General features: G+C 66.7%; 29 protein-coding genes. 15 read left to right on the forward strand and 14 right to left on the reverse strand.

Annotation, left to right across the window (positions count from 1 at the left end):
- Positions 1-20: 20 nt before the first annotated feature.
- Positions 21-311, reverse strand: coding sequence for a copper-sensing transcriptional repressor RicR (ricR, locus tag AWC14_RS19945; RefSeq protein ID WP_045382982.1), 291 nt, complete (start codon positions 309-311; stop codon positions 21-23).
- A gap of 71 nt (positions 312-382) precedes the next feature.
- Here ricR and ilvD point away from each other — a divergent pair, with 71 nt between their 5' ends.
- Positions 383-2,080: a dihydroxy-acid dehydratase gene (gene ilvD / locus AWC14_RS19950; protein WP_045382984.1), complete on the forward strand. Its 1,698-nt coding sequence runs from the start codon at positions 383-385 to the stop codon at positions 2,078-2,080.
- Positions 2,081-2,162: 82 nt separating this feature from the next.
- Here the strand turns inward: ilvD and AWC14_RS19955 are convergent, their stop codons facing one another.
- Positions 2,163-2,606 carry an SPW repeat protein gene (locus AWC14_RS19955; RefSeq protein WP_045382986.1) on the reverse strand — a complete coding sequence of 148 codons (444 nt, stop codon included), beginning with the start codon at positions 2,604-2,606 and terminating at the stop codon, positions 2,163-2,165.
- Positions 2,607-2,771: 165 nt separating this feature from the next.
- Between AWC14_RS19955 and AWC14_RS19960 the strand changes: the two genes are divergently transcribed.
- A complete protein-coding gene (locus AWC14_RS19960) occupies positions 2,772-3,755 on the forward strand; it encodes an NAD(P)H-dependent flavin oxidoreductase (RefSeq protein WP_045382990.1) in 984 nt (327 codons plus the stop codon).
- Here the strand turns inward: AWC14_RS19960 and AWC14_RS19965 are convergent.
- On the reverse strand, positions 3,748-4,407 hold the full coding sequence (locus tag AWC14_RS19965; RefSeq protein ID WP_045382992.1) for an O-methyltransferase: 660 nt from the start codon (positions 4,405-4,407) through the stop codon (positions 3,748-3,750). The two genes, AWC14_RS19960 and AWC14_RS19965, sit on opposite strands and share 8 nt — an antisense overlap.
- 133 nt (positions 4,408-4,540) lie before the next feature.
- Here AWC14_RS19965 and mymT point away from each other — a divergent pair, with 133 nt between their 5' ends.
- On the forward strand, positions 4,541-4,687 hold the full coding sequence (gene mymT / locus AWC14_RS19970) for a copper-binding metallothionein MymT (protein WP_045383006.1): 147 nt from the start codon (positions 4,541-4,543) through the stop codon (positions 4,685-4,687).
- A gap of 25 nt (positions 4,688-4,712) precedes the next feature.
- Here mymT and AWC14_RS19975 read toward each other — a convergent pair whose 3' ends face one another.
- The 4 genes from AWC14_RS19975 to AWC14_RS19990 all read right to left on the reverse strand — a co-directional run bounded on the left by AWC14_RS19975 (position 4,713) and on the right by AWC14_RS19990 (position 8,990).
- Complete coding sequence (locus AWC14_RS19975; protein ID WP_193393789.1) at positions 4,713-6,809, reverse strand: beta-glucosidase; 2,097 nt, start codon at positions 6,807-6,809, stop codon at positions 4,713-4,715.
- Entirely contained in the window at positions 6,806-7,309 is a 504-nt protein-coding gene (locus AWC14_RS19980) for a TIGR04338 family metallohydrolase (protein ID WP_045382994.1), read from the reverse strand. Before AWC14_RS19980 ends, AWC14_RS19975 begins: the two co-directional genes overlap by 4 nt.
- Positions 7,309-8,055 carry a DUF2786 domain-containing protein gene (locus tag AWC14_RS19985; RefSeq protein ID WP_045383010.1) on the reverse strand — a complete coding sequence of 249 codons (747 nt, stop codon included), beginning with the start codon at positions 8,053-8,055 and terminating at the stop codon, positions 7,309-7,311. Before AWC14_RS19985 ends, AWC14_RS19980 begins: the two co-directional genes overlap by 1 nt.
- A 95-nt stretch (positions 8,056-8,150) precedes the next feature.
- Complete coding sequence (locus tag AWC14_RS19990; RefSeq protein WP_045383013.1) at positions 8,151-8,990, reverse strand: alpha/beta hydrolase; 840 nt, start codon at positions 8,988-8,990, stop codon at positions 8,151-8,153.
- Between AWC14_RS19990 and AWC14_RS19995 the strand changes: the two genes are divergently transcribed.
- A complete protein-coding gene (locus AWC14_RS19995; protein WP_081968265.1) occupies positions 8,938-9,996 on the forward strand; it encodes a sigma-70 family RNA polymerase sigma factor in 1,059 nt (352 codons plus the stop codon). The genes AWC14_RS19990 and AWC14_RS19995 overlap by 53 nt on opposite strands.
- A 15-nt stretch (positions 9,997-10,011) precedes the next feature.
- Here the strand turns inward: AWC14_RS19995 and AWC14_RS20000 are convergent, their stop codons facing one another.
- The gene (locus AWC14_RS20000; RefSeq protein ID WP_045382998.1) at positions 10,012-10,839 is read right to left on the reverse strand and encodes a hypothetical protein; all 828 of its coding nucleotides are present in this window, start codon (positions 10,837-10,839) and stop codon (positions 10,012-10,014) included.
- A 189-nt stretch (positions 10,840-11,028) separates the two neighbouring features.
- Positions 11,029-12,162, reverse strand: a complete 1,134-nt coding sequence (locus tag AWC14_RS20005; protein ID WP_082632470.1) for an NAD(P)H-dependent amine dehydrogenase family protein — start codon at positions 12,160-12,162, stop codon at positions 11,029-11,031.
- A gap of 104 nt (positions 12,163-12,266) precedes the next feature.
- Here AWC14_RS20005 and AWC14_RS20010 point away from each other — a divergent pair, with 104 nt between their 5' ends.
- The 3 genes from AWC14_RS20010 (at position 12,267) to AWC14_RS20020 (ending at position 15,034) form a co-directional block, all read left to right on the forward strand.
- Entirely contained in the window at positions 12,267-13,082 is an 816-nt protein-coding gene (locus AWC14_RS20010; protein ID WP_045375577.1) for a helix-turn-helix domain-containing protein, read from the forward strand.
- Positions 13,083-13,088: 6 nt separating this feature from the next.
- Complete coding sequence (locus AWC14_RS20015; RefSeq protein WP_045375576.1) at positions 13,089-13,829, forward strand: glucose 1-dehydrogenase; 741 nt, start codon at positions 13,089-13,091, stop codon at positions 13,827-13,829.
- 80 nt (positions 13,830-13,909) lie between these two features.
- Entirely contained in the window at positions 13,910-15,034 is a 1,125-nt protein-coding gene (locus tag AWC14_RS20020; protein ID WP_045375574.1) for an NDMA-dependent alcohol dehydrogenase, read from the forward strand.
- A 15-nt stretch (positions 15,035-15,049) separates the two neighbouring features.
- Here the strand turns inward: AWC14_RS20020 and AWC14_RS20025 are convergent, their stop codons facing one another.
- Positions 15,050-15,397: a type II toxin-antitoxin system PemK/MazF family toxin gene (locus tag AWC14_RS20025; protein ID WP_045375572.1), complete on the reverse strand. Its 348-nt coding sequence runs from the start codon at positions 15,395-15,397 to the stop codon at positions 15,050-15,052.
- Positions 15,390-15,626 carry a hypothetical protein gene (locus tag AWC14_RS20030; RefSeq protein WP_045375570.1) on the reverse strand — a complete coding sequence of 79 codons (237 nt, stop codon included), beginning with the start codon at positions 15,624-15,626 and terminating at the stop codon, positions 15,390-15,392. Before AWC14_RS20030 ends, AWC14_RS20025 begins: the two co-directional genes overlap by 8 nt.
- 207 nt (positions 15,627-15,833) lie before the next feature.
- Between AWC14_RS20030 and AWC14_RS20035 the strand changes: the two genes are divergently transcribed.
- From AWC14_RS20035 to AWC14_RS20050, 4 genes are all read left to right on the forward strand, one after another.
- Positions 15,834-16,976: a DUF7986 domain-containing protein gene (locus tag AWC14_RS20035; protein ID WP_052425518.1), complete on the forward strand. Its 1,143-nt coding sequence runs from the start codon at positions 15,834-15,836 to the stop codon at positions 16,974-16,976.
- A gap of 22 nt (positions 16,977-16,998) precedes the next feature.
- Positions 16,999-17,718 carry a hypothetical protein gene (locus tag AWC14_RS20040; RefSeq protein ID WP_142281770.1) on the forward strand — a complete coding sequence of 240 codons (720 nt, stop codon included), beginning with the start codon at positions 16,999-17,001 and terminating at the stop codon, positions 17,716-17,718.
- A 234-nt stretch (positions 17,719-17,952) separates the two neighbouring features.
- Positions 17,953-18,783, forward strand: coding sequence for a DUF6398 domain-containing protein (locus AWC14_RS20045; RefSeq protein ID WP_052425516.1), 831 nt, complete (start codon positions 17,953-17,955; stop codon positions 18,781-18,783).
- Between the two features lie 29 nt (positions 18,784-18,812).
- Entirely contained in the window at positions 18,813-19,535 is a 723-nt protein-coding gene (locus AWC14_RS20050; protein WP_045375568.1) for a pirin family protein, read from the forward strand.
- A gap of 4 nt (positions 19,536-19,539) precedes the next feature.
- On the opposite strand, the gene AWC14_RS20055 is transcribed toward AWC14_RS20050, so the two are convergent.
- Entirely contained in the window at positions 19,540-19,818 is a 279-nt protein-coding gene (locus AWC14_RS20055; RefSeq protein WP_045375566.1) for a GlsB/YeaQ/YmgE family stress response membrane protein, read from the reverse strand.
- Positions 19,819-19,932: 114 nt separating this feature from the next.
- Here AWC14_RS20055 and AWC14_RS20060 point away from each other — a divergent pair, with 114 nt between their 5' ends.
- Both AWC14_RS20060 and AWC14_RS20065 read left to right on the forward strand, forming a co-directional pair.
- On the forward strand, positions 19,933-21,249 hold the full coding sequence (locus AWC14_RS20060) for a YhgE/Pip domain-containing protein (RefSeq protein WP_057003094.1): 1,317 nt from the start codon (positions 19,933-19,935) through the stop codon (positions 21,247-21,249).
- Between the two features lie 126 nt (positions 21,250-21,375).
- Positions 21,376-22,467: a phosphodiester glycosidase family protein gene (locus AWC14_RS20065; protein ID WP_045375564.1), complete on the forward strand. Its 1,092-nt coding sequence runs from the start codon at positions 21,376-21,378 to the stop codon at positions 22,465-22,467.
- A 21-nt stretch (positions 22,468-22,488) separates the two neighbouring features.
- Here the strand turns inward: AWC14_RS20065 and AWC14_RS20070 are convergent, their stop codons facing one another.
- Positions 22,489-23,028: a GNAT family N-acetyltransferase gene (locus tag AWC14_RS20070; protein WP_142281771.1), complete on the reverse strand. Its 540-nt coding sequence runs from the start codon at positions 23,026-23,028 to the stop codon at positions 22,489-22,491.
- 100 nt (positions 23,029-23,128) lie between these two features.
- On the reverse strand, positions 23,129-24,133 hold the full coding sequence (ltaE, locus tag AWC14_RS20075) for a low-specificity L-threonine aldolase (protein ID WP_045375562.1): 1,005 nt from the start codon (positions 24,131-24,133) through the stop codon (positions 23,129-23,131).
- Positions 24,134-24,160: 27 nt separating this feature from the next.
- Between ltaE and AWC14_RS20080 the strand changes: the two genes are divergently transcribed.
- Both AWC14_RS20080 and AWC14_RS20085 read left to right on the forward strand, forming a co-directional pair.
- Positions 24,161-24,640 carry a PPOX class F420-dependent oxidoreductase gene (locus tag AWC14_RS20080; protein WP_052425515.1) on the forward strand — a complete coding sequence of 160 codons (480 nt, stop codon included), beginning with the start codon at positions 24,161-24,163 and terminating at the stop codon, positions 24,638-24,640.
- Positions 24,641-24,717: 77 nt separating this feature from the next.
- Complete coding sequence (locus AWC14_RS20085) at positions 24,718-25,383, forward strand: class I SAM-dependent methyltransferase (protein ID WP_045375560.1); 666 nt, start codon at positions 24,718-24,720, stop codon at positions 25,381-25,383.
- Positions 25,384-25,396: the final 13 nt, after the last annotated feature.

Genomic DNA, 25,396 nt, shown 5'->3' on the forward strand with positions numbered 1-25,396 from the left:
GGTATTCGGGCGTGTGCGCGTCAGGAACGCACGAGCCGCGCGATCGCGGCGGAGGCTTCGGCGAGCTTCGCGTCGGCATCGTCGCCGCCGTCGGCCACCGCGCGGGTGACGCAGTGCCCGAGGTGCTCGTCGAGCAGGTTCAACGCCACCGACCGCAGGGCGCTGTTGACGGCGCTGATCTGGGTGAGGACGTCGATGCAGTACTTGTCCTCGTCGATCATCTTGGCGATGCCCCGCACCTGGCCCTCGATGCGGCGCAGCCGCTTGGCGTAGTTGTCCTTCTGCGGCGAATAGCCGTGGGCGGCTGTCATGGCTCCAGGGTACCCCCGCGGGGTATCGAAATTGATTTGGGAGGTGCTCGCGGCCCACGCATACTTGGACGATGGCACAGACCCCCGACATCAAACCCCGCAGCCGCGACGTCACCGACGGTCTGGAGAAGGCCGCGGCCCGCGGAATGCTGCGCGCGGTCGGCATGGACGACGACGACTTCGCCAAGCCGCAGATCGGTGTGGCGTCATCGTGGAACGAGATCACGCCGTGCAACCTGTCGCTGGACCGACTCGCCAAGGCGGTCAAGGAAGGGGTCTTCGCCGCCGGCGGCTATCCGCTTGAGTTCGGCACGATCTCGGTGTCCGACGGCATCTCGATGGGCCACGAGGGCATGCACTTCTCGCTGGTGTCGCGCGAGGTGATCGCCGACAGCGTCGAAACCGTGATGCAGGCCGAGCGCCTCGACGGCTCGGTGCTGCTAGCCGGCTGCGACAAATCGCTGCCCGGAATGCTGATGGCGGCCGCGCGACTGGATCTGGCCGCGGTGTTCCTCTACGCGGGCTCGATCCTGCCGGGGCGGGCCAAGCTGTCCGACGGCACCGAGCGCGAAGTCACCATCATCGACGCCTTCGAGGCGGTCGGCGCGTGCGCCCGCGGGCTGATGCCGCGCGAGGACGTCGACGCCATCGAGCGGGCCATCTGCCCCGGCGAGGGCGCCTGCGGGGGCATGTACACCGCCAACACCATGGCCAGTGCCGCTGAGGCACTGGGCATGTCGCTGCCCGGCAGCGCGGCACCCCCGGCGACGGATCGCCGCCGCGACGTGTTCGCCCGCCGCAGCGGCGAGGCCGTCATCGAACTGCTGCGGCGCGGCATCACCGCCCGCGACATCCTCACCAGAGAGGCGTTCGAGAACGCGATCGCGGTGGTCATGGCGTTCGGCGGCTCGACCAACGCCGTCTTGCATCTGCTGGCGATCGCGTACGAGGCCAATGTCAAGTTGTCGCTGGAGGATTTCAGCCGCATCGGGTCGCGAGTGCCGCACCTGGCCGACGTCAAGCCGTTCGGCCGGCATGTGATGCTCGACGTCGACCGCGTCGGCGGTGTCCCGGTGGTGATGAAAGCACTGCTGGATGCCGGCCTGCTGCACGGTGATTGCCTGACGGTGACCGGACGGAGCGTCGCCGAAAACCTCGCGCACATCGCCCCGCCCGATCCCGACGGCAAGGTGCTGCGAGCACTGCAGAATCCCATTCACCCGACCGGCGGGATCACGATCCTGCACGGATCGCTCGCGCCCGAAGGCGCGGTCGTCAAGTCAGCCGGTTTCGATTCCGACGTGTTCGAAGGCACCGCAAGGGTTTTCGACCGCGAGCGGGCCGCGCTTGATGCACTGGAGGACGGCACCATCACCGCGGGCGATGCCGTGGTGATCCGCTACGAGGGCCCCAAGGGCGGGCCCGGGATGCGCGAAATGCTCGCCATCACCGGCGCCATCAAGGGCGCCGGGCTGGGTAAGGACGTGCTGTTGTTGACCGACGGCCGCTTCTCCGGCGGCACCACCGGACTGTGCGTCGGGCATGTCGCACCGGAGGCGGTCGACGGCGGGCCGATCGCGTTTTTGCGCGACGGCGACCGTGTCCGCCTCGACGTCGCCAACGGCACTCTCGACGTGCTGGTAGACGCCGACGAGTTCGCTTCCCGTCGTGCGGGTTTCACGCCCCTGCCGCCGCGGTACACCACCGGCGTGCTGGCCAAGTACACCAAGCTGGTCGGGTCCGCGGCAATCGGAGCGGTCTGCGGCTAAGGCGCGAGCGTGCGTGTTTGTACACGACACGCCGTTAAACGGCGGCATTCTTCGCACGCTCGCGCCGAGGCGCCTGGGCTGGCTATGCGTGCTTTGCTTCGTCGCTGCGCGCGCGCATACCGAAGTACATCGCGTTCAGGCCCAGCAAGGTCAGCACCGCACCTGCAATCACATTCGACCAGATCATGCCGCCGTGCGGCGACACGTGGTAGATGACCCACGGCGAAACGATGAACCACACCCCCAAGACCGGCAGCGTCCAGGTCATGCCGTGAGTGCGGTCCAGTGCGGCCGCGAACCCATACGCCAGCGCCGCGCACACAAGACCGACGATCAGGTCGTTGACAGCCAGCGGCCTGGTCATTTGGAAGCCGACGATCCACGGCGACACCGCCGCATAGACCGCCGTCAGCAAAGTGAGGCCGAAGGTGCCTTGCGCGGACATCGACTCGGCGGCGCGCTCATACCGCGCCCGCAGAGCCAACAAATCCGGGTGGTGATCGATTGATGAATGGACTGTGCTCATTTTGTGACCTTTCTGTTATGCAGCAAGCCTTTTGGGCTGGCTGCAAACCATCCACCTCTTCCAAGATTACGCTCGCTGATCATCCGCCAGCAACGAAAACGGGTGGCATTCGGCGGGCCCGTACCCGGTGCGGCCCAGCTATCACCCACGCCGTACGGTCGGCACATGGACATCGCTGATCGACTTCGGCTCGACGTCCCGGTGGCGCAGGCCGGCATGGGCGGCGGAATGGCGGGTGCGCGGCTGGCCGGCGCGGTCGCGGCGGCCGGCGGGCTGGGCACGCTCGGGCTGGTGTCGCCGGGACGACTGCGGTCGGCGATCGACCAGGTACGCGCCCAGGCGCCCGGACGCGCCGTCGCGGTCAACCTGTTGATGCCCTTCGCGCGCCGCAGCCACGTCGAGGTGTGCATCAAGCACCGGGTCGACGTCGCGGTGGTGGCCTTCGGCGGCGATCGTCACCTGGTGCAGCGGCTCCGCGACGCCGGGATCTTCGTATTCGTGATGGTCGGCACCGACGCGCAGGCACGCGACGCAATCGGTTGGGGCGCCGACGGTTTGATCGCCCAGGGCCGGGAGGCCGGCGGGCATCTCGTCGGGACAATGCCCGCGCTCGAGTTCCTGCCCCGCGCGCAGGCAGTGGCCGGCGAGCGGCCCGTGTTCGTCGCCGGCGGAATCGCTTCCGGTGCCGACACCCGCGCGGCACTGGATGCCGGAGCCGCCGGCGTCGTCGCCGGAACGCGATTCCTGATGACGCGTGAGGCCAGCGCCCACCCGGAGTATCAGCGGCGAATCATCAACGCCGACAGGACCGTCGAGACCACGCTGTTCGGGCTGAGTTGGCCGCTTCGGCACCGGGTCGTCCCCAACGCCGCCACCCGGCGGTGGTGCCGCGACGACGGGTCTGCCAAGGCACTGCCGGCCGCTCTCAACGCCGCCAGCCGGTGGCTATCCGTACTGGGTTACTTCGACGCCGGCGCGCTGATCCGTCTGCAATCCCCTGCCCTGCCCGTGTTTTCGCCGCTGGCGCCGCTACAGGGCATGCCCGAGTCGTCGGTGGACTGCGGTGCCCTCTACGCCGGCGAAACCGCGTTGCGCATCAACGAGGTGACCTCGGCCCGGCAGGCCGTCGAGGACTTGACGCCTACTTGACCAACGCCATCGCGAAGCCGTCCCACGCTTTGGCTCCGACCGTTTGAATCACCGCGGTGTCCAGGCGCGGATGCTCGCCCATCAGCTCCAGCGTGCGGCGCGATGCCTTGACTGCCTTGTCGCGCGAGTCCGCTGCCAGGATCTGCCCTTCCCGAATCACGTTGTCTACCACGATGACTGAACCTGGGCGGGAGAGCCGGACCGCCCACTCTACGTAGCCGACGTTGTTTTCTTTGTCGGCATCGATGAACACGAGGTCGAACGGGCCGCCCGTCACCGCCGGCAACGTCTCCAACGCGGGTCCCACCAGCACCTCCACCCGGTCGCCGACACCGGCGCGGGCGAGGTTGGCGCGGGCGACCTCGGCGTGCTTGGGCTCGTATTCCAGCGTCACCACCCGCCCCTCCGGGCCGGCGCCCCTGGCCAGCCAGATGGTGCTGAACCCGCCCAGCGTGCCGATCTCCAGGACGCGACGGGCCCCGATCGCGCCGGCCAACAGGCACAGGAACTTGCCCTGTTGGGCCGAGACGGCGATGCGCGGCAACCCGGCGGCGTCGCTGGCCTCGAGTGCGGCGGTCAACGCGGAATCGTCGCCCACCACGGTGGCATCCAGAAATGCGTCGACTTCCTTCGGATTTGGCTGCGCAGTCATGACCCCACGCTACCGAGCAGCGCGACCCAGCCCGCCCGGCGGGGCTTTACCATATACCCGTATGGGGTATATGCTCGTGGCGGGCAAGCATCCCGGATCCGTCCGGGATCCCAACACAGATAAGGGTGACGTCATGGGCAATTACGAGGCTGGGACCTTGCTCACTTGCGGCCACGAAGGCTGCGGTTGCCGGGTTCGCATCGAGGTCGAATGTCACTGCGCCGGTTCGGGTGAGGCGTACCGCTGCACGTGCGGCGACGAACTGGTCGCTGTCAGCTAGGGATTCGCGGAGCCGAGCTGACCGATCACCGCCCGAAGACGCGGCCGGTCAGCTCGGCTTCGCCCGCAAGCGCCATGGCCGCCGCCGACGAGCCCACCGCGACGCGGTAGCGGCCGGCGGCGACGCACCACCTGCCATCGCGATAGCGCGCCAGCAGGCGCGGATCCGCCTCGATCGTGACGCGGCGCGACTCGCCCGCGTCGAGTTCGACTCGTTCGAATCCCAGCAGCCGCAGCCGTTGTCCATCTGGTGCCGCGGTCAGATAGAGCTGCGGCACGTCGGCGCCGCGACGATCGCCGGTGTTCGCCACGGTCACGCTAGCGCTGACGGTGTCCCCGCCGCTGACCGCCAGGTCGCGGTGCTCGAAGCTGGTGTAGGACAGGCCGTGGCCGAACGCGAACATCGGCTCGAGGCCCTGGTCGGCGAACCAGCGGTAGCCGACCTCGGCGCCTTCGGTGTAGCAGATGGTTATCTCGGTTCCCCACGGTTCGCCAAGGCCCGGCAGCTCGGGACGTGGCGTCTGGCCGAGATCGGCCGGGAATGTGACTGGCAGCCGGCCCGACGGATTGACTTGTCCGGCAATGATTTCGGCGATCGCCTGCGCACCGGCCTGCCCCGGGTACCAGGCTTGCAGGATCGCGTTGACCTTGTCGCGCCACGGCATTGCGACGGGGTTGCCGGTCTCCAGCACTACGACGGTGTTCGGATTGGCGTCGGCAACCGCGGCGATCACCTCGTCCTGACCCCACGGCAGCGAGAGGTCGGCGCTGTCGAGGCCTTCGCCCTCCACGCGGATGGCGAACACGATCGCGAGATCGGCCCGCCGCGCCGCCAGCACCGCCTCGGCCGGGGTGACGCCGGGATCGAATTCGATGCTCGCGCTCGGCAGGTGCCGTCGCAGTTCGTCGACCGGCGTCGACGGCAGCAGGTACAGGTTGCGCAGGCCGCCCGGCCAGCCGAGCGGGAACACTTGGGCAAAGCCGCCCGGCGGGACCACGGTGCTCGACCCGCAGCCCGCCGGAACGCCGAGTTGCGCGCAACCGCCGATGACCGCGATACGCGCATCGGGCGAAAGCGGCAGCACGCCATCGTTTTTCAACAACACGATGCCCTGCCGCGCGATCTCCAGCGCGATCTGGTGGTGAGCCGCCATGTCCACCGCAGGCGCCGCGCCCCACTGGTCGACACCGACCGCGAAGATCGACCGCAGGATCCGTCGCACCATGTCCGACAGGCGTTCCTTGGACAGCTTCCCGTCGGCGTAGGCCGCCCTGAGCGGATCGCCGAACGCCTCGCCGTGCCACAGCATGGCGTCGACCTGCGCGCCGGATTCCTGGTCGAGGCCGTGGACCGCGAACTCCCAGCTCGGTGTCGCGCCCCAGTCGGACATCACCCAGCCGCGGTATCCCCAGGCTCCTTTCAGCACGCCGTCGAGCAGGGCGTCGTTGCCGCCGGCGTACTGGCCGTTGACTTTGTTGTAGGCGGTCATCACCGCACCGGGCTGTGCCCTCTCGATGGCGATTTCGAAAGCCAGCAAATCGGATTCGCGGTGCGCGTCGGGATCGATCACCGCATCGAGCCAGTGCCGGTTGGTTTCGTTGCAGTTCAGCGAGTAGTGCTTGACGGTCGAGATGACGCCCTGCTGCTGGATGCCGTTGACGGTCTCAGCGGCGATCGCCGCGCTCAAAAGCGGGTCCTCGGAAAGGTATTCGAAGTTGCGCCCGTTGCGCGGGTCGCGGGCGAGGTTGATTCCACCGGCCAGTAGCACGTTGAATCCGCGGCTGCGGGCTTCGCGCCCAATTGCAGCGCCGGCCGCATAAGCGAGGGCGGGATTGAAGCTTGCCGCCAGCGCCAGGCCGGCCGGCAGCGCGGTCGCGGTGTCGCCCGGCCGGTAGCCGGGGTTGGTGACACCCAGGCTGGCGTCGCTCATCAACAGCGCGGGCACACCGAGACGAGGTACGCCGGGCACGTAGCCGGCGCTCATCGGGACGTCGGCGGGTATGCGCTCATCGCGGATCGGCAGCAGTTCGCTGGCGCCCATCACGCTGCGCAGCAACGAAAACCGCTCGACGTCGGTCATCTGCGCCTCGACCTCGCGGGCGCGCGCGTCGGGATCGCTCACCGCACACCTTCTTTCGCGTACACCACCCGCAGCACGTACCCCAGCTCCGGTCCCATCACCAGCTCGGCCAGTGTGCACACGGTCGCGACGAACTGCGGTCCGTGCGGAGGCGGCCGGTCGCACAGATGATGAGCGATCTCGTGCAACACGACCAGCTCACGCATCGCCCAGTCGGCGGTGTCGCGGTCAGGCACCGCGATAACGCCTGTGCCCTCGCCGCTTTCGTAATGCGCGGCGGTGGCCGCCCGCCGGGCGCGCACCCGCAGCGGCGGCGTGTCCGGCCACCGCTCCCGGACCGCCGGCAGGGCCAGCACGTCGTCGACGTAGCGCTGTACCGCGGCCACCGAACCGAACCGCGCCTCAGGCGGCAGGGTCAGCTGCGCGCCGAAGAACTCGACGCTGCGTGAGGCGTGCTCGGCGGCACGGTCGAACAGTGTGCGAACGAATTCCTCGGCGGCGTAGACCCTCGAGCGCTGCGTGTCGCGATCGGCAGTGCCCATCACTCCAGAGCGGCCCGCGCTCCCGACAGCTCCGGGCTGTTGCCGAGCCGAGCCCGCCGGCCGGCCCGGTCGCCTGCGCGGCGGGCCGCCGACGAGTATCCCGCCGAGGCGCTGGCGGCCCGCCAGGTGCCGCGGGCCTTCGACGCGGTGCGGTAGTAGTCGCGCAACTCGATTTCCTTGTTGCGCAGGGCGATTGCGGTCCCCGGCGGTCTGCCGCGGTCCTTCTTGGCGTCTTGCTGGGCCTGTTCGCGAGCCTCGGCCAGCCGCTGCCCGACCCGGGCGCCGAACGCCAGTTGGAAATTCAGCCGCGCGGTGATCGTCGGCGTGGGCCGGTGCTCACCGGACGCGATGTACGCATCCGACGCGCGGACCATCTGAACCACCAGGCTTGCGTAGAGCGCATGGGTGGCGTCGATGTCCTCGGCGAACCCGTAGGCGTACACGAACGTCGAATTCGACGCCACGTCGCAGCGCACGTCGTTGGCGTGGGCGATGACCACGAACAGCTGCACGTAGGTACGCAGACCCTTGGTGCCTGCTTCACCAATCGTGATAGTGCGCTGAATCGGCGACTGTGCCGGCGTGCGTTTGGCCGCATGTGCCCGAGCGACCGCCAAGTCGATGGAGGTCGCGGTGGCCAGCCGCTGCGCGGCCGCCATGAACGCCTCGGCCTCGTGGACGTTGTCGGTGCCTTCGGCTTGACGCAGCAGCGCCGCGATCCGCGCCAGCATCTTGTCGTCACTAATGGCGCCACTCCTCCTCATCGCTGCGCTCCGCATCGTCGCCGGCGCGTGTCATAGCGCCAAACTACGGCACCCGTACGACATTTCGGTGCAGCCATTCACAGTCGTGCGTTGATCCACGAAACCACGTCGTCGAGCACCTGATCCTGCTCGGGCTCGTTGAACACCTCGTGGTACAGACCGGGATAGACCTTCAGCTCGACATCGGTGGAGCCGACGCATTCGACCAGCCGCCGGCTGCCGTCGACGCTGATCAGCCGGTCCTCGGATCCGTGCACGACCAGCAGTGGCGCCGTCAACGCGGGTGCGCGTTGCGGCATCGTCTCCCCGACCAGCACCAGCGCGCGGGCGATGCCGGCGGGCACCTTGCCGTGGTGCACCAGTGGGTCGGTGTCGTAGGCGTTGACCACCGCCGGGTCGCGCGATATCGCGCTGGAGTCGAGTTCCTGCACCGGCAGTCCCGGCACGACGGCGCCGAGTGTCTTCGCGAGGAACACCAGCAGCGGGGACACCGCGTCTTGGGCGGCCACCGCCGGGCCGGAGAGCACCATCAGGTCGTAGTTGTCGGGGCGTTCGACGCCGTAGGCGAACACGATGCCCCCGCCCATGCTATGTCCCAGCACGATGCGTTTAGAGCCCGGATATTCCTTGCTGGCGATTCCCACCAACGTGTCGAAGTCGCCGGTGTACTCCGAGATGTCCCGCAGCAGTACCCGCTTGCCGCCGGAGCGGCCGTGCCCGCGATGGTCCAGCGCGTAGGTGACCAGCCCGGCGTCGCCGAATCGCTGCGCGACGTGGTCGTAGCGGCGGGTGTGTTCGCCGAGCCCGTGCGAGAGCACGACGACCCCGCGCGGTGCGGCGTCCGGTGTCCAGACGTCGTAGACGATGCGCACGCCGCCGACGCCGTCGAAGGTTCGTTCGGTGCGGGTGGTACTCATCAGAGGCAGCATGTCACACGTGCTGCGTAAGCTCACTCGGGTGAGTTTGGTCGCAGAAGACTTCGACAGCGACTTCTCCGCCCAAGCGGAGCGCTACCGCCGTGAACTGCTCGCGCACTGCTACCGGATGACCGGGTCGCTGCACGACGCCGAGGACCTGGTGCAGGAAACCTATCTGCGGGCATGGAAGGCCTACGACCGCTTCGAGGGCAAGTCGTCGGTGCGCACCTGGTTGCATCGCATCGCCACCAACACCTGCCTGACCGCGCTGGAAGGCCGGCAGCGCCGGCCGTTGCCGAGCGGGCTGGGTGCGCCCAGCTCGGATCCGGCGGCCGAGTTGGTGGAACGCACTGAGATTGCGTGGCTTGAGCCGTTACCGGACCCGGCCGGTGATCCGTCCGACATCGTCGGCTCGCGTGAATCCGTGCGGCTGGCGTTCGTCGCGGCCCTGCAGCACCTCTCGCCGCGCCAGCGGGCGGTGCTGGTGCTGCGCGACGTGCTGCAGTGGAAGGCCGCCGAAGTCGCCGAGGCCATCGGCACCAGCGCGGCCGCCGTCAACAGCCTGCTGCAACGGGCTCGCGCACAACTGGAAGCGGTCGGGCCCAGTGACGAGGAGCGGCTGGCGGCACCCGATTCGCCGGACGCGCAGGACCGGTTGGCCCGCTACATCGCGGCATTCGAGGCCTACGACGTCGACCGGCTGGTGGAGTTGTTCACCAGCGAGGCGGTCTGGGAGATGCCGCCGTTCGTCGGCTGGTACCAGGGCCCGCAGGCGATTGCCACCCTGATCCGGCAGCAATGCCCCGCCCAAGCCGCCGGCGACATGCGGCTTCTTCCGCTGGTGGCCAACGGCCAACCCGCGGCCGCGATGTATATGCGCGACGGCGATCGCCACCTGCCGTTCCAGCTGCAGGTGATCGACATGCGGCCCGACGGCGTATCTCACGTCGTCGCCTTCCTCGACACGAGCCTCTTTGGGAGGTTCGGGTTACCGGCCTCCCTCTAGCCGCCGAGTGTGGACTTATGCCACGCGGCGTCGCCGGAAACGTTCCTGTAGCCCACAATCGGCGAGCCATGTGCAGCCAGCGGCCTGCAGCGCATCGCATGTGCGAACCACTACGAGGTCGGATCGATGCCGCAGCAGCTCACCGCTGACGTGCACCATCCGCCAGCCCAGCGCGGCAAGCTCGGCCCGTCGATCGATGTCGGCGGTCCGTATCGCCGGATCGGTCCAGTGTTGCGGACCGTCGAACTTCACGCCGACCTTCCACTCGTCGTATCCCATGTCGATGCGGGCGAACGGTATGCCGTATCGATCGCGTACGACGATCTGCGACTTCGGCTTTGGCAGTCCGGCACGGACGAGTACGAGCCGCGTCCGCGTTTCCTGTGGCGATTCCGCGCCAGCGTCCATCAACTCCAGAACTCGCCGCAATTGAACGAGTCCACGCGCTCCGCGATGGTTTTCGACGACGGATTCGATACCGGTCGAGCTGAGGCCGGTGGCGTTTGCGAGTGCATCCACGCGAATGACCGCCGTAGTCAAGCCCTTCCGGCGAGCCAGGTCGAAGGCTGTCCGCGCCGGTGTGGTGACCGGCATCCCGCGGACCAGGCACGTCTCGTCATCCTGGAGTTTCTCGCGACGGATGACAATGCCGTCGACGCTGCGGGCCTCGGTGCGATTCAACTCCGCCGGGAGCCGGGAATCGATCCAGCGCGAACCATGCAGCGCGGCGGCCGACAGGCCGGCGATCGTGGCGGCCCGTCCAGACCACAGCCAGGCCGCGATCCCTTTCGTGACGGCGGTCGACTCGTGGCCGTTCGGCATGTAGACGTTGCGATAGATCATCTCGTGTCGGCTGCGTAGGGTGCGCTTGGTAGCTCGTCCTTCTGCAATGCTTCAGTGCCGACAAATGGCCAAGTCTGCTCCCCATGCGCTGACCTTGTCAGCACCAGCTGACAGCGCAAGTCGAATGTGGGCTTGCGCAACGCCGCTGGTGGAAAAGCGTTGACTAAGTCCACATTCGGCGCCCAGAACTTAGAACAGGCGCGAATCGGGTGACGGGCCGGCCACCGGGCGGACCATGCCGCTGCCGGTGATCAGCGGCAGGTCCAGTGCGGACAGCAGACCGGGCGCTGCGTCGCACACCGCTGGGATGGCGTTGACCATTCGCGACGCGCCGGCCATCCGCGCGCCCAGGTCGTGGTCGTGGTCGTCGGCCATCTCGAATTCGCACCGCATGCTCGGCGAGCCGTCGATCTCGACGCGGTACGCGCCGCGGCCCGAGGCGGCCCCGTAGCCGAAATCGCGCGGCGGGATCGAGATGTGCGGCTGCGGCCAGTCCGGCGCCAACTCGTCGTGCATGCGGGTGACATGGTCGACGACGAAAGTTGCTCTGCCGTCGACGTATCCGGTCAACGTCGATCGCATCGCGCCGATCGTCCCGGCAGCGATACGCCCGGTCGGTGTGTCGAACGACTCGGACGCGGCCACCCGCTCCACGTTCTCGTCGATGTGGTCGACCTTCACGCCGAGCCCGGCGGCGAGCTGGTGCAGCACCGGCCCCCAACCGAAGGTGAACATTCCCGGCTGCGCCGCGAACGCGGGAAATTCGGGCGGCTTGCCGAACCCGAGGATCTCGTAGACCGCCTCCTTGTCGGGATAGGTGGCGTAGTTGAACATCTCGGTCACGCGCACACTCTCGATGACCCGCGACACCCCCGAAAGCACCAGCGGCAGAACATCGTTGGCAAACCCGGTGTCGATGCCGGTGGTAAAGAACGACACACCGCCGGCCAGCGCAGCTTCCCGCAACGGATCGGCGAATGCGGCATCGACGCCGTCGGGAAAGACCAGCGGTACCATCGAGCAGGACACCACGTTCTTGCCGGCCCGCAGAATCGACACCATGTCCGAGATCGCCTCGGCCGGACGCAGATTCGCCGCCGCGGCGTAGACCACCGCCTCGGCGTCACCGGCCAGCAGAGCCGCGGGGTCTTGGGTCGCCGCCACACCCACCGGGTCGATCCCGCACAGCTCGCCGGCGTCCCGGCCCGCCTTGGCGTCGCTGTGCACGACGAGATCGACCAACTCCAGCTGTGGGTGGTCGATCACTCCGCGCAGCGCGATCAGTCCCATCGAGCCCGGGCCCCATACGCCGACCTTGTACATCCCGATCTCCTAATGTTAGGACGAAGATAGCTATATTCTGGACAGATCGTAGGGAGGTGGCTGTGGCGTCGTCAACGGTCAAATCGCCACCCACCGGTCGCGTCATGGATGTCCTTGCCGCACTGGCGGGTTCAACCGACGGGCACACGTCGGCCGAACTGTCCAAAACCTGCGGTATCAGCACTTCGACGTGCGCACTGATACTGGCCGAGTTGGAACAACGCAGCTGGGTAGCCCGTCGCGACGACCGCCGCTACGTGCTGGGCAGCGGTCTGTTCGGCCTGGTCCACGGGCTGCGCCAACAATTCCCATTGCTTGACCGTGGCCGCGACGCGCTCACCTTCCTGCACGAAACGCTGGGCGCCGGCTGCTCGATGTCGAAGATTGGCGACCGGTACCTGATTACCGTCGACACGGTGGGCCACGGCACCGACAGCGAACACGCCGTCGGCCAACGCTTTCCGATCGACCCGCCGTTCGGTCTGGTGGCAATGGCCTGGCGCGACGACGACGCCGTCGACGCATGGCTGCGCCGGGTCCAACCCCGCCTGACCCAGGCAGATATCGCCGCGCATCGACGGGTACTCGCCGATATCCGCGACCGCGGCTACGGCGCCTGGCGTTTCGACGACGCCCACGCCTCGCTGCACGATCGGCTCGCCACGGTCTTGGCCTCGCTGGAGCCAACCGCGCAAGTGACGCGTCAGCTCAGCACATTGATGACGATGGTCACCCTGCACTCCGTAACCGACACGCTCGAAACCGAGTTGGCCTCAACGGAATTCGTCGTCCTACCGGTCTTCGGCCGCAACGCCCAGCCGGAGTACCAGATCGAGATCCACCTCGGCCGCCCACAGAGGCTGACGCTCGCCGAACTCGATAACGCGCTAAAGCACGCGCAGGCGCTGCTAGTAGCCTGACCCGCCATGGGACGCGTAGACGGAAAAGTTGCACTGATCAGCGGCGGCGCGCGGGGTATGGGCGCCGCCCACGCACGGGCATTGATCGCCGAAGGGGCCAAGGTCGTCGTCGGCGACATCCTCGACGACGACGGCGCCGCGCTGGCCGGCGAGCTGGGCTCCGCGGCCCGCTTTGTGCACCTCGACGTCACCCTGCCCGAGCAGTGGAAGGCCGCCGTCGACGCGGCAGTCGACGCATTCGGCAAGCTCAACGTGCTGGTCAACAATGCCGGCATCGTCAACGGCAACACCCTGCAGAACTTCCCGCTCGCCGACTGGCAGCGGATCATCGACATCAATCTCACCGGCACGTTCCTGGGCATGCAGGCCGCGGTGGAACCGATGATCGCCGCCGGCGGCGGTTCGATGATCAACATCTCGTCGGTCGAAGGGCTGCGCGGCAGCCCCGGTCTGTACGGCTACGTCGCATCGAAGTTCGGCGTGCGGGGCCTGGCCAAGGCCGCCGCGCTGGAGCTCGCGCCGCACAACATCCGGGTCAATTCCATCCATCCCGGACTGATTCGCACCCCGATGACGGCGGGCATTCCGGAGGACTTCCTGCAGATCCCGCTGGGCCGCGGCGCCGAGCCGGGCGAGGTGTCGGCGTGCGTCGTCTACCTGGCTTCCGACGAGTCGTCGTACTCCACCGGCGGAGAATTCGTCGTGGACGGCGGCCTGACGGTGGGCGTACCGCACAAGAGCGCATAGCGCCATATCAACGCAGGTCAGAGCCTCAATGCTGACCTGTTTTGTAACGCGTTCTGGCTGGGTGGTTAAGATCGCGAGGCATGAAGACCAAGGGCGCTCTGCTGTGGGAGCTGAACTCGCCGTTCAAAGTCGACGAGATCGAGGTCGGCGATCCCGTCCAGGACGAAGTCCAGATCCAACTCCATGCCGCCGGCATGTGCCACTCCGACTACCACCTGACCACGGGAGCAACCCCGATCGGGCTGCCGGCGCTGGGCGGCCACGAGGGCGCCGGCGTCGTCACCAAGGTCGGTAAGGGCGTCACCGGGCTGCAGGAGGGCGACCACGTCATCCTGGCGTTTATCCCCGCCTGCGGGCAGTGCCCGCCGTGTCTGAAGGGCTTCCGGTCGCTGTGCGATCGGGGCGCCGTGCTGCTCGGCGGCAAGGCCATCGCCGACGGAACCAGCCGCGTGCGCGCCGGCTCGCACGAGGTCTCTCCGATGAACCTGCTCGGCACGTTCGCGCCCTACATGACCGTGCACAAGGATTCCGTCGTCAAGATCGACCCCGACGTGCCGTTCGAGTCGGCGGCGATCATGGGCTGCGCGGTGCCTACCGGATTCGGCTCGGCCACCAACGTCGCTGAAGTCCAGCCCGGCGACACCGTGGCGATCGTCGGCGTCGGCGGCATCGGGATGAGCGCGCTGCAGGGCGCCGTGCTCTCCGGCGCCAAGCACGTCATCGCGATCGACCCGGTGGAGTTCAAGCGCGACCAGGCCGTCAAATTCGGCGCCACCCACGTGTACCCGACGATGGCCGAGGCCATCGCGCCGATGATCGACCTGACCTACGGGTTGATGGCCGACAAGACCATCATCGCGGTCGGCGAGATGCGCGGGGAGATGATCGAAGAGGCGATGACGCTGACCGCCAAGACCGGCACCTGCGTGGTCACCGGCATGGGCGCGATGACCGACGTCGACGTCAAGCTCAACCTGTTCCTGTTCACCATGTTGCAGAAGACGTTGAAGGGCAACATCTTCGGCGGTGGCAGCTCGCACGTGGAGACACCGCGGCTGGTGGGCCTGTACAAGTCCGGGCTGCTCAAGGTCGACGAGATGGTGACCAGCACCTACCGGCTCGAAGACATCAACGACGGCTATCAGGACATGCTCGACGGCAAGAACATCCGCGGCGTCATCAAATACACCGACGCCGACTGGTAACCGGGCGTCGTGTGGTCAGGCGCTGATGCCCAGAATCAGGGCGAGGGCCTGCTCGATTTGGCGGATCGTCCCGGGCGCCAAAGTGCCTAGCGGTTGCAGTAGTCGGGAGCGCGCGACGGCGCGAACGCCGCGACAGACCGCGACACTTTCCGTGTCTACCCCTTCGGTGGGCGAGACGCGCGGCCGCAAAGGAGAGCCGGCACGTGAACTCGACACCGGCACCACCACAACAAGCTCGTCGTCGAGGCCGGTGAGTATTTCGTCGACTGAGACGACGACTGCGGGGCGATGTTTGCCGGGCTCGCCCGCGCGGGCAGCACCGAGAGCGACCAGCCACACCTCACCGCGTCGGGGTTCAGGCAAGGCCGTCGCCGGCGGTCTCGTCCCAGTCGCGGTCCTCGTTGCGCACCCCGACGACGGTTACGTCCGCGCGGGTGGCGTCGCGTTCGGCGCGGAAGATCGCCTCGTGCTCGGCATGTGTGGCCAGCTCCGTAAGCAGGGCAGCGAGGGAGATTCCTCGTTCACGGGCCTGAGCGGCCAGACGGTCACGAGTCTGGATCGGAACCCTAATTGTCGTCGTCGCAGTCGCCACTTAAGTAGACTATCACGTAGACAACACTGAGCGCTAAGAAGGACTGACCTTCATTGGGTGCCAGGTCGCTGACGGCCCGCGGGAGCCGATCCGTTACTGAGTCGAAACCGGACAATGTCGAATCGGAGTGGCGCACACGGTCGTTGACTACCCGCGCATAGCGTAGGAGCGACTCCGAACCGATGCATCGAGGAAGCGGTGGTTGCAGTGGTCACGAGCCTGGTGGAGCGCAGCGCGGAGCTGAAGCGAGAACTGCTCGAGTTCTCCCGGCAGCCGCGCTTCGACCGCGACCGCCGCGAGGTGCTGCGGAACCACTTTTCCGGTCGATACGTCGGCGACGAGTCGGAACTGATAACGGCGCTCGACTACTTCTTGCTGCAGCACGAGTTGCGCAGCGGGAAGACCGTGGTGGAGAGGTTTGCAGCCAGCCGCCCTGATCTGCCCGAAGACGAGCGCGAGCTGCTGCTGGGCTGGCGGAACGTTGTTGAGGGCATCTTCGAAGTCAAGTCCCTCGACGGCGACACGCTGGTCACGGAGAACCTTATCGATGAGCTGACGTACCGCGTGCGCTCGAATATGGGGCCGAGCGTTTTTCGGCCGCTGGAAGCCGGCGGTTTCATAGTCGGCCGGTTCGTGCCGGTCGGGCACGAATGGTTGATCAGCGGCAACTTCGTGGGCTACCCGAAACGTGACCGCACGTCGATTCTTCGCGTCGCATGCGAGTTCACGATGCGGCACCCGGAGAGGGCGTTCCGTAATAGAGACAAACTTATTCGCGCACAACAGCTGCTGAACGCCGAGCACGACCGGTTCATCCGATTTTTCCGCGCCGACTTTGTCGTCATTCCCGGAGCCCGGCTAACCGAACGAATGGGGAGTTTCTACGCATTCTGTCGCGATCAGGCGATGGCCGAGATCGCCGGCTCCGGTAGGCAACCGAAGGACCAGCCGTTCCACGGCCCGGATTACCCTGGTGCTCTGGTCGCTTCGGATGCGGTCGCGGTGATCCACGACGAAGTCGAGGGTCTGGGCCTGTACGCCGAGTTCGGGCCGATCGAGCAGGCGTTCGCCGACCCGAGCCTGCTTCAGCATCCGGACTATCGCCGCCGACTCCGCGACTACCTCGATGACGCCAGCATCTCGCCGGTGCTGTTCGAGCGGATGGCCGCGCGCGCCCCCGAGCAAACTAACCAGGTGTTCCGTAAACTATTGGGGCGCAAGCACTTCGACTGGAAGGCCGACGGCGAGAAAATAATGCGGCGGCGCAAGCCGCATTACTTCGATCAGCCACGCTGGCCGCGTATTGTGCCGCTCAGCGACAAGCTCGCGCCGTACGTCGCACGCGCATAGGACACGCAGTATGGTGGCGGCCATGTCGAAGAGGAATCGACGTGGCAAGCCGAAGAAGCACAGCCCGGCCCGGCGTGGTACCCGCGCTCGGCAGCGCACCTCTACCGAGCCAGATCTGCTTGCCGATGTTCGACGCGCCCTCGCCGATCCGAGCCCGCTGAGCTTCCTGACCTACGTGAGCACGCTGCTGTGCGCGACCGATACCCGGCGCAATCACCCGTTCACCCTGGACGAGGCCCCGGACCCGAGGGCAGTTACCCGCGAGAAACTTATCCGGACGTTCCTCGACGTCGTTATCCCGGAGACGTCGGCGCTGCTGGCGGTGATCGCCGAGATGGCGGGTGACGACGACGTGCTGCGTGCCCGCATCCGACGAGAGCTCGGCACGCGCCTGAAGGTCGAACCGGCATGGCTTGCCCGGCTTCGGGAGACATCAACCTATCAGGCCGTTCGGATGAGTCATGTCCTCGGCGACGGCGACAACATCATGCTCGGGGTGCGGCTGCCGGGCGGACACGAGCTCACCTGCTTGGTTTACATCGACCATAACCTCGGCACGCTGGTGAAGGACGCGTTCTTCGTACCCGCGCCGGTCGCAGACATGGTGGCCGAATTCAGGCGCGTAACCGAGGACCCCGACACGCGGTGGGAAGACATCAGCCTGGCCGACGCGCGAGCCTGGATCGAGACGGCGATCGAACTGGCCGCGATCACCTTTCCACCGCTGGAGACCGAGACGTAGCCCGCGTGTCGCGCGCTGGTCGAATGGATTACCCGGGGCCTGCCCGAAGGTGGAACCGGATATCAACGGCCACAATGGGATTCCGCGGAGCTCGCCCAGCTAACCGATCATTTTTTCGCCTCGCCGTACGGAGCCCAGCTCGACGATCCCGACCACCGCGACCTCCTTGAGTCCCTGCTGTGGTACGGCACCGACTACGGCCCGGGCGACCCGCTGCGCTGGAGTGCGGTCCGGGTGGAGATCCTGCTCGATGACTGGATACCCCGGAAGATCGTGGCGCCTCCCGAGTACCTGGCCAAGGCGCCCGACTTGCTACGGGCGTTCATCCGCTTTGCTCACGCGGAGATCGGACTGCGAGCCGATCTGACCGACGAGACCCTGGCCGCGATCGACGACTGGGAGCCGCGGTACCAGCAGACGATCCGCTCACCACGACCGCAGGGGCCCGCCGCGCTGCTCGCCGCGCTCGGCATCGATACAGAGGACATGGCGGACGAGCCGTTCGATGCCGAGGAGAGCTTCGAAGAGTCGCTGCTTGCCTGGCTCGCGCTGACCGTCGGAGACCACGATCAGTTGGATCAGCTCGACGACACCCCATTACCGGACGAACCGTTCCGGTGGGAGGGCATCTCCGACGACGTGACGGCACGTTGCGAGGAGGTTCTCGCGCTCACCGACCGCTGCTGCGAAGAGATTCTCGACGTCGAATACCGCACCGCATGCCGACGGCTACTTGCCCGTATCGCAGTCAGGGAGCCGGAGTTTTTCCGTCGCAGGGGCCGCGCGGAAACGGCTGCCGCAGCGCTGGTCTGGATAGTCGGCAAGGCCAACGACCTGTTCGAGCAAGGGACCGGCGGTATACAAGTCAGGGATCTCATGAGCCATTTCGGGCTGGAACAGAGCAGTGTCGCGCGGCGTGCTGCCACCATGCTGCGAGCCGGCGGATTTGACGACGACACGTACACCGTGCGACTCGGGTCACCCGACTATCTGATCGCGCCTCGCCGCCGACGGATCATCAAGATGCGCGACAGATATCGGCAGCTGGCCGAGGAGCTCACCTGAAGCCTCGCCCCCGTCATACAGTGGCAACCATGTCCAGCGCTCCCACCGTCGACGTCCGACGTGCACAAGACCGGGCCGTCACCACGACGTCGTGGCTGAACTCGAGGCACTCGTTCTCGTTCGGCGACCACTACGACCCCGACAACACCCATCACGGCGTGCTGCTGGTCAACAACGACGACATCGTCGCCCCTGCTTCGGGTTTCGACACCCACCCGCACCGCGATATGGAGATCGTGACCTGGGTGCTGGACGGGTCGCTGGCGCACCGCGATTCAGCCGGCAACAGCGGCGTGATCTATCCCGGCCTGGCCCAACGGATGTCGGCCGGCAGCGGCATCATGCACTCCGAAAAGAACGACTCTGCCACGAAGCCGGTGCATTTCGTGCAGATGTGGGTGGCGCCCGACGAGACCGGCATCGACCCGAGTTACCAGCAGCACGAGATCGGCGACCTGCGTGGCCTCGTGCCCATCGCCTCAGGGCGGCCCAGACAGGACGCCGCGATCGCCATCCACAACCGCTCCGCCGCGCTGTACGCCGCCCGGCTCGAGCCAGATGCGGCCGTGGAATTACCGGCGGCGCCCTATCTGCACCTCTTCGCCGCGCGCGGCCAGGTCAACGTCGAGGGCACCGGTGACCTGGCCGAGGGAGACGCCGTGCGCTTCACCGAGTCGGACGGCCAACGCGTCACCGCCGCTGCGCCGTCGGAGATTTTGGTCTGGGAGATGCACACGGCACTTGGCAGATAGGCCGCTACCGATGGATCTGGCCTCGTCGTCCCGTCAGTCCCAGGTAGATCGCGATCAGCACGACGGCGACGATGATGCCCACCAGGAACGGGATTACCGCCCAGCCGCCGTTCGCGTTCTTGTAGCCCACGCTGTACGTCAACCACGACCCGAGAAATGAACCGAGCGCGCCCAGCACGATCGTCATGATGATGCCGATGTTCTGCTTGCCCGGCATCACCAGTCGGGCAAGCGCTCCGACGATCAGCCCGGCGATCAGGGCGCTGAAAATGGTTCCGATCATTGCTTCTCCTGTGTTCGGGAGGCGCCCGCCGGCGCCGTCAACACCAGAGTGCCCGCTGATGCGCCGCGCCTAACTTTTTCGCGGTTAGGGTGAGCGCGACGAACAGGAGCCTGTATGTCTGATACCCGACCGCGACACGCAGCGCCCGACCCCAAGGCCGGCGTCAGAGCCACCCGAACCGTGCGCTTCTGGGCGGTACCGATTGTCATCACAGTGGCGGTATTGTCGGCGCTCGCCGCTTTCTACCTCGGCGGCATCTTGAATCCGACGACTAACCTGCGGCATTTTCCGATCGCGGTGGTCAACGAAGATGCGGGGCCGACGGGCGATCAACTCGTCAGCGGGGTGACATCCGGCTTGGACAAGGACAAGTTCGACGTCCGCGCGCTCTCCCGCCAAGACGCCATGCGGCAATTGGACACCGCGCAGGTGTACGGGGCCGTGGTGATACCTCCGACGTTCTCGTCGAAGCTGCAGGACTTCGCCCGCAGCGCAGTGGCTTTGGGACCCATCGACCGACCTGTCGTCCACGTCACGACGAATCCGCGGGCCGGCAGGTTGGGGTCCAGCATCGCCGGCCACACGCTGTCCCAAGCGATGACGGTGGCGAATCACCGCTTGGGCGAACGGCTTTCCCAAGAGGTGGCGATGCAAAGCCAGGGCGCACCGATGGCCGCCGCTGTAGCGGCGATACTGGGCAGCCCCATCGACGTCAAGAGCGAGGTCTACAAACCCTTGCCCAACGGCACCGGCAACGGCCTGTCCGCGTTCTACTACGCGCTGCTGCTGTTGTTGGCGGGATTCACCGGCAGCATCGTCGTCAGCACTTTGGTGGACTCGATGCTCGGTTACGTGCCGGCCGAATTCGGCCCGGTCTACCGGTTCGCCGAACAGGTGAGAATCTCGCGGTTTCGCACACTGTTGATCAAATGGGCGTTGATGGCACTGCTGGCGCTGTTGACGTCGGCGGTCTACATGGCGATAGCCAGCGGGCTCGGCATGCCCATCGATCGCAGTTGGCCGATCTGGCTCTACGGGGTGTTCGCCATTGCGGCGGTGGGGGTCACGTCGACGTCGCTGATCGCGGTGCTGGGCACACTGGGCTTGGTGGTCAGCATGTTCGTCTTCGTGATCCTCGGATTGCCGTCGGCGGGCGCGACGGTTCCCTTGGAGGCGACGCCGCCGCTGTTCGGCTGGCTGGCCAAATTCGAACCGATGCACCAGGTCTATCTGGGGGCGCGGGCCCTGCTTTACCTCGACGGGCGAGCCGATGCCGGGCTGTCGCACGCGCTGGTATTGACGGCCGTCGGGTTGGTGATCGGGCTGCTGCTCGGCGGCATTGTCACTCGCATCTACGACCGCCGGGGGTATCACCGCATCCCGGCGGCGCCGGGTCCGGAGAAGGCCACGCCGGAGCCTGAAGAATCGTAAATCGAAGCGGCTGAACGTAATTCCGCCGCAGCCAAAGCGTCACCCGACTGTTATGTAAGTTGACTGTGTTATTGGCGTGGCTAATGTTGTGCTTGTTGTACCGACTTCCGCGCCGAAAGGTCACCCGTGTCGACTCTGGCTGTCGTCTTCCGGCGCGTGACAGCCTGCTGCGCCGTGCTGGCGTCGTGTGTCGCGCTGGCGACCGGCATCGGACAGCCGGTTGCGCGCGCCGCCGAGGCTCGCGAGCTGCTGGCCAACGCCATTGCCAATACCCGCGGTTCCTACCTGGTGTACAACTTCGGCGCCGGCCACCCCGCGCCAATGCTCAACGCGGGCGGCAGCTGGTACGACGGGACCAGCGGCGGCCACCTGATGATCATCAAGGCTGCCTCGCAACGGCTTTCCCCGCACCTATTGGTGGACAGCCACCGCGGTTACCAGGCCCGGTGTGAACGCAACCCGGGGGCGCGCACCGGCGACGGGCTCCTCCAGGCGTCGGAAACCTATGCCCCGGTGCAAGCGTGGCAGGTGATGGGCCAGCCGACCATCGCCATCAACGCCAACTTCTTCGATGTCCGCGGACAGAAAGGCGGCTCGTGGCGGTCGACGGGCTGCAGCTCACCGCTGGGCGCCTACGTCGACAACACCCGCGGACAGGGCCGGGCGAACCAGGCTGTCACCGGCACCATCCCCTACGCCGGCAAGCAAGGCTTGTCCGGCGGCAGCGAACACTGGAGTGCATTGGCGACGATGATCCTCCCGACCCACGGAGCGCCGTATGTGTTGTGGCCCAACGGCGGACGTGACGGCAACGACTACGATGCCGCCACACAGGTCGTTACGGGTTTGGTGGACAAGGGCGAGCAGTTTGTTGCGGTGAGCGGGTTGGGGTTGTTGTCCCCCGGGAGTACCGGCCAACTCAACGACGGCGGGCCCAGTGCGGCGCGGACTGCGCTCGCCTATTCGAAGACCCGGGACGAGATGTACGTGTTCCAGGGCGGCAGCTACACACCGGACAATATCCAGGATCTGTTCCGCGGATTGGGCAGCGACACCGCAATTTTGCTCGACGGCGGCGGGTCGTCGGCGATTGTGCTGCGACGCGACACCGGCGGCATGTGGGCCGGCGCCGGGGTGCCGAAGGGCTCCTGCGACACCCGCCAAGTGCTCTGCGACTCGCACGAGCGGGCATTGCCAAGCTGGTTGGCATTCAACTAATTTCCTTGCCGAGCAGACGGGTTAGGTGATCGGGGCCGGCGGGCCGTCGTCTTCAGCGGCGCCGAGTAGATCCAGCTGCATCCATGCGACATCGTGCCAGTGCCCGTGCTTCCATCCGACGCGACGGTAGAGACCGGCCTGCTCGAATCCGAAAGATCGATGAAAGGCGTTGCTGGCTTCGTTGGGTTGGGTGATTCCCGCGAAGGCTCGGCGATAGCCGCGCTCGCTGAGCCGCTGCAGAAGGTGTGCATAGAGTTTGCGGCCGCCGCCAAAGCGGTAATGGTGGGCTACGACATAAATACTCGTCTCCACCGACCATTGGTATGCGGCGCGCGGGTTGAACGCGTGCGCGTAGGCGTAGCCGACGATCTCCTGGTCCAGTTCGAGGACAAGCCAGTCGTGGCTCTCGCGAGCCGCGGCGATGCGCGACGCCATCTGCTCGGTCGTCGGGACTTCGGTCTCGAAGGTGATTGCCGTGTCCTCGACATAGGGACGATAGATCGCGACGCAAGCCGCCGCATCCGCCGACGACGCCGACCGAACAATGCTGGTTTCGCTCATACAGACAGCCTTATGTCCTCGTGTTTAGGTGGTTGTTGAGCCAGGTGCTCGCCGCGTCGTTGAGGGCCAAAATATTCGGCCAAGTTATCGGCTCAAAAGCTCAACGCGTGAAGTACTCCCGTACTGCCGCAACAAACGTGTCGACATCGTCCGTGTTCACGTCGAGATGCGTCACGAACCGCGATGAGTAAAGCATCTGCGTCAGAATGCCCCGCTTCTTGAGCCACGCCTCCAGGGCCGCGCATTCCGCCTCCGGGAACTGCGCGAAAACCATGTTGGTGGCGTGCGATACCGCGCCTACTTCGTCGATCTGCGCCAGCCCCTTGGCAAGGCGCGCGGCGTTCGCGTGGTCGTCGGCCAGCCGCGCCACGTTGTGATCGAGGGCGTAAAGACACGCGGCCGCAAGCACTCCCGACTGGCGCATGCCGCCGCCGAGCACCTTGCGCCACCGGTGCGCCACGTCGATCAGCGCCCTGCTGCCTACCAGCACCGAACCCACCGGCGCACCTAGACTCTTCGAAAAACAGATCGACACCGTATCGAAGCCCTCGGTCAGCGCCGCCAGAGGCTTGTTCGATGCGACCGCCGCATTGAAAAGGCGTGCGCCGTCCAGGTGAGTCGTCAGCCCGCGGCTGTGCGCGAACTGGGTGGCCTCGGCGACGTAATCCGCCGGCAGAACCTTTCCCCCGATGGTGTTTTCAAGCGCCAGCAGGCGGGTGCGCGCAAAGTGGTCGTCGAGCGGTTTGATGACCGCCGCGACGCGCTCGAGCGGAATCGTGCCGTCCTCGGCGTTGTCCAGGGGTTGCGGCTGGACGCTGGCAAGCACCGCCGCGCCGCCGCCCTCATATCTGTACGAGTGGGCAGCCTGGCCGACGATGTATTCGTCGCCGCGTCCGCAATGCGCCATCACCGCGGCGAGGTTGCTTTGCGTGCCGCTCGGAAAGAACAGCCCGGCTTCCTTGCCCGCCTCCTCAGCCAGTCGGGCCTGCAGCCGCAGCACGGTTGGGTCGTCGCCCCACACGTCGTCGCCGGTCTCAGCGCGGGCCATCGCCTCGAGCATGGCCGGGCTGGGCCGGGTGACGGTGTCGCTGCGCATGTCGATCATGCGAAGGAGCCCTCATAGACTCGGTACATGGCAACTTCCTCCAAGTCGGCTGTCACCAAAGTTACCGACTTCTTCTACGAGCGGATGCGGCACAAGGCTGCCTGGTCGGTGGCAGACGCCGAACCGACCACTGGCTTCGCTTCGCTCGCCGGGCAGAAGTATGCCCTGCTGCTCACCTACCGCAAAGACGGGCGGGCTGTTCCATCACCGGTGTGGTTCGGCCGCGCCGAGCAGGATCGGGTGTATTTCGACACCGAAGAGGCCGCCGGCAAGGTCAAACGCATCCGTAACAATCCCGAGGTGCGGCTCGCCCCTTGTGATGTGCGTGGGAAGCCACTTGGTCCGCCGGCAGTCGGCATCGCACGCGTCCTCGACCCCCGCGAAACAGACTATGCAGAGCGCACTATCGCCGCTAATTACGGACTTGGGCGCAGGCTCTATTACGGCGCATCGAAGCGGCTGCCGGTGCCGACTATCTACGTAGAGGTGCAGCCGAAGCGCAGCTAGCCCTGGTCGCGATCTCGGGCCAGGGATTCACAAGCAACCCATTGACGGCCAATCCGTGGTCCACGATGGTTGGGGGGATGGCTGATACGCGCGCGGCATGGAGTGGATGGACCCTCGGGAAGCTCGGCGGGGCGGTCTATGACTTCGGCGTTGAGCGGGAATGGCTTGCAAGACCGGCGGGTCTCGCACTGTGGGGCACCGACATCCGGTTGCTGTTCGACAGCATCCGCGCGGTGGGCGAGGTGCCGGATGGTTCAGCGGTGCTGGACATCCCCTGCGGCGGTGGCCTCGCGTTGCGTGGCCTGCGGAAGGGGCAACGGGTGCGCTACGTGGCTGCGGACATCTCACCGGACATGCTGGAGCGGGCCCGGCGGCGAGCATCCGTGATGGGGCGTGACGATGTCGAGTTCGCCCAAGCCAACATCGAGCGAATGCCGCTCGGCGACAACGAATTCGACCTATGCCTTTCATTTAACGGACTGCATTGTCTGCCCGACCCTGCTGCAGCCGTCCGGGAGATCTCGCGGTGCCTGGCACCCGGCGGCCGACTGGTGGGCTCCGCCGTCGTCCGTGGTGTGGGGCGGCACCAAGACAACTTGATTGGAGCCTTACGCCGCGCCGCGGTGTTCGGCCCCGGCGGCACCGCCGAGGACCTGCGCGACTGGCTCACAGGCGCCGGGTTGCGGGTCAACCGACTGCTGCGGTCGGGGGCAGTTGCCTATTTCACCGCAACATCCGACTGATGGGCGTCACCGC

This window comes from Mycobacterium kyorinense (genome assembly GCF_002101735.1).
Lineage (GTDB): Bacteria > Actinomycetota > Actinomycetes > Mycobacteriales > Mycobacteriaceae > Mycobacterium > Mycobacterium kyorinense.

What these genes read in the sequence shown, in the direction of transcription:
- ricR (WP_045382982.1), bottom strand. Translation starts at nt 311, where the DNA reads ATGACAGCCGCCCACGGCTATTCGCCGCAGAAGGACAACTACGCCAAG.
- ilvD (WP_045382984.1), top strand. Translation starts at nt 383, where the DNA reads ATGGCACAGACCCCCGACATCAAACCCCGCAGCCGCGACGTCACCGAC.
- AWC14_RS19955 (WP_045382986.1), bottom strand. Translation starts at nt 2,606, where the DNA reads ATGAGCACAGTCCATTCATCAATCGATCACCACCCGGATTTGTTGGCT.
- AWC14_RS19960 (WP_045382990.1), top strand. Translation starts at nt 2,772, where the DNA reads ATGGACATCGCTGATCGACTTCGGCTCGACGTCCCGGTGGCGCAGGCC.
- AWC14_RS19965 (WP_045382992.1), bottom strand. Translation starts at nt 4,407, where the DNA reads ATGACTGCGCAGCCAAATCCGAAGGAAGTCGACGCATTTCTGGATGCC.
- mymT (WP_045383006.1), top strand. Translation starts at nt 4,541, where the DNA reads ATGGGCAATTACGAGGCTGGGACCTTGCTCACTTGCGGCCACGAAGGC.
- AWC14_RS19980 (WP_045382994.1), bottom strand. Translation starts at nt 7,309, where the DNA reads ATGGGCACTGCCGATCGCGACACGCAGCGCTCGAGGGTCTACGCCGCC.
- AWC14_RS19995 (WP_081968265.1), top strand. Translation starts at nt 8,938, where the DNA reads ATGCGCACGCCGCCGACGCCGTCGAAGGTTCGTTCGGTGCGGGTGGTA.
- AWC14_RS19990 (WP_045383013.1), bottom strand. Translation starts at nt 8,990, where the DNA reads ATGAGTACCACCCGCACCGAACGAACCTTCGACGGCGTCGGCGGCGTG.
- AWC14_RS20000 (WP_045382998.1), bottom strand. Translation starts at nt 10,839, where the DNA reads ATGATCTATCGCAACGTCTACATGCCGAACGGCCACGAGTCGACCGCC.
- AWC14_RS20005 (WP_082632470.1), bottom strand. Translation starts at nt 12,162, where the DNA reads ATGTACAAGGTCGGCGTATGGGGCCCGGGCTCGATGGGACTGATCGCG.
- AWC14_RS20010 (WP_045375577.1), top strand. Translation starts at nt 12,267, where the DNA reads ATGGATGTCCTTGCCGCACTGGCGGGTTCAACCGACGGGCACACGTCG.
- AWC14_RS20015 (WP_045375576.1), top strand. Translation starts at nt 13,089, where the DNA reads ATGGGACGCGTAGACGGAAAAGTTGCACTGATCAGCGGCGGCGCGCGG.
- AWC14_RS20020 (WP_045375574.1), top strand. Translation starts at nt 13,910, where the DNA reads ATGAAGACCAAGGGCGCTCTGCTGTGGGAGCTGAACTCGCCGTTCAAA.
- AWC14_RS20040 (WP_142281770.1), top strand. Translation starts at nt 16,999, where the DNA reads ATGTCGAAGAGGAATCGACGTGGCAAGCCGAAGAAGCACAGCCCGGCC.
- AWC14_RS20050 (WP_045375568.1), top strand. Translation starts at nt 18,813, where the DNA reads ATGTCCAGCGCTCCCACCGTCGACGTCCGACGTGCACAAGACCGGGCC.
- AWC14_RS20055 (WP_045375566.1), bottom strand. Translation starts at nt 19,818, where the DNA reads ATGATCGGAACCATTTTCAGCGCCCTGATCGCCGGGCTGATCGTCGGA.
- AWC14_RS20060 (WP_057003094.1), top strand. Translation starts at nt 19,933, where the DNA reads ATGTCTGATACCCGACCGCGACACGCAGCGCCCGACCCCAAGGCCGGC.
- AWC14_RS20070 (WP_142281771.1), bottom strand. Translation starts at nt 23,028, where the DNA reads ATGAGCGAAACCAGCATTGTTCGGTCGGCGTCGTCGGCGGATGCGGCG.
- ltaE (WP_045375562.1), bottom strand. Translation starts at nt 24,133, where the DNA reads ATGATCGACATGCGCAGCGACACCGTCACCCGGCCCAGCCCGGCCATG.
- AWC14_RS20080 (WP_052425515.1), top strand. Translation starts at nt 24,161, where the DNA reads ATGGCAACTTCCTCCAAGTCGGCTGTCACCAAAGTTACCGACTTCTTC.
- AWC14_RS20085 (WP_045375560.1), top strand. Translation starts at nt 24,718, where the DNA reads ATGGCTGATACGCGCGCGGCATGGAGTGGATGGACCCTCGGGAAGCTC.